Consider the following 1,115-nt stretch of genomic DNA (forward strand, 5'->3'; position numbering starts at 1 on the left):
GTCACCATCAGCAATTCGTACCTTGAATCGACGGGACAAGGGAGCGATCACGCCGATACTATTCAGATCTATGCCCCCGGCAGCACCGGGAATGTGACGATCACGAATACGACGATCGTCGCCCACAACACCGCTGCAACTGCTGGTATGTTCGTTGCGGATGATTGGAGTGGCACGCTCACTTTCGATAACGTGGTGTTCCAAGGTGGTCCGTTTGGCTTGCGTATTGCCGCGGATGCAAACGATATCTCGGTATCCCTCAAGGACGTGTATTTTGTCGGACCGTTTGGCTACGACGACATTCTCTTTCAGGAAGTCAATGCGGACATAAACATTACTCAGTGGGAAAATGTCCGCTCCGCAACGATCGTAAATGGTGAACTCGTTCCAGGTCCACTTATCCCACCGCCTTTCCCAGTGGAAGGCGGCGGTGGCGGCGGCGGGATGACAACGATCGACCACTTTTCGAACGACAGCGGCGCAGCCGGTGATGGCATCACCAACGACAACACGCTGACTGTGAGCGGCAGCGCGGCCGCGAACAGCACCGTGAAGGTGTTCGACGGCACGACCCAGATCGGGACCGCCACGGCCAACAGCAGTGGCGCCTGGAGCTACACGACCGCTGCGCTGACGGACGGCAACCATAGCCTCAAGGCTACGGCCACCACAACGTCGGGCACCAGTTCGACGTCATCGGTACTTGCCGTGAAAATTGACACTGCGGCGCCCACGGCGCCGACGATGGCGACGCCAACCAACAACGCCAACGGCGGCCTGAACCTGACCGGTACGGCGGAAGCGAACAGCGTCGTGAAGGTATTCGACGGCACGACCCAGATCGGGACCGCGACGGCCAACAGCAGTGGCGCGTGGAACTATACCACCGGCGCCCTTGCGGCCGGTTCGCACAGCCTCACCGCAAAGGCGACGGATGCGGCAGGCAACACCGGCGCGGCGTCTGCCGTGGTCACGGCCAGCACCGGCACCTCGGCACCCCCGGCCACACCGGCGACGCCGACCATCGCGTCGTTCTCGAACGACACCGGAGCGGCCGGCGATGGCATCACCAGCGATAATACCCTCCAGCTCAAGGGTACCGCTGCCGCCAACAG

The 1,115-nt window shown here is 61.5% G+C and carries 1 protein-coding gene; it reads left to right on the top strand.

Features of this window, described 5'->3' with window-relative positions; genetic code table 11:
- On the top strand, nt 1-1,115 hold a 1,115-nt coding region (locus LMTR3_RS26135), incomplete at both ends, for an Ig-like domain-containing protein (protein ID WP_245320001.1).

Source organism: Bradyrhizobium sp. LMTR 3, from assembly GCF_001693485.1.
Taxonomy (GTDB): Bacteria; Pseudomonadota; Alphaproteobacteria; order Rhizobiales; family Xanthobacteraceae; genus Bradyrhizobium.